Origin of the sequence: Mesorhizobium sp. M7A.F.Ca.CA.002.09.1.1 (assembly GCF_003998555.1) — a bacterium.
Lineage (GTDB): Bacteria > Pseudomonadota > Alphaproteobacteria > Rhizobiales > Rhizobiaceae > Mesorhizobium > Mesorhizobium ciceri.
Genome location: NZ_RZRR01001610.1, coordinates 1 through 406, shown reverse-complemented (window position 1 = coordinate 406; position 406 = coordinate 1). Strand labels below are relative to the sequence as shown.

Annotated in this window: 1 pseudogene; it reads left to right on the top strand. The window is 63.3% G+C overall.

Going from position 1 to position 406, the window contains the following annotated elements:
- Positions 1 to 406, top strand: a pseudogene (locus EN994_RS34935) (hypothetical protein); the annotation flags it as partial.

Below are 406 nucleotides of genomic sequence, written 5' to 3'. Positions count from 1 at the left end.
CCAACAACCGCGCCATCGCACTGATCGACGGCATTCGCGAGAACCTGCGTGTGCTGCTCGTCTCCGGCGAGCCGCATGCCGGCGAGCGCACCTGGCGCAACCTGCTGAAATCCGACGCCTCGGTCGATCTTGTCCATTTCACCATCCTGCGGCCGCCGGAAAAGCAGGACGGCACGCCGATCAACGAATTGTCGCTTATCGCCTTCCCGACCCGCGAACTGTTCGTCGAGAAGATCAAGGATTTCGACCTCATCATCTTCGACCGCTACCAGCACCGCGACGTGCTGCCGATCCTCTATTACGACTACATCTCCGAATATGTCGCCCCGGGCTGCGCGCTGCTGCTCGCGGCCGCCCCCTCCTCTTTCTCTTCTCCCCCTCTCCTCTCCCCCGAGCCCGCGGCTGC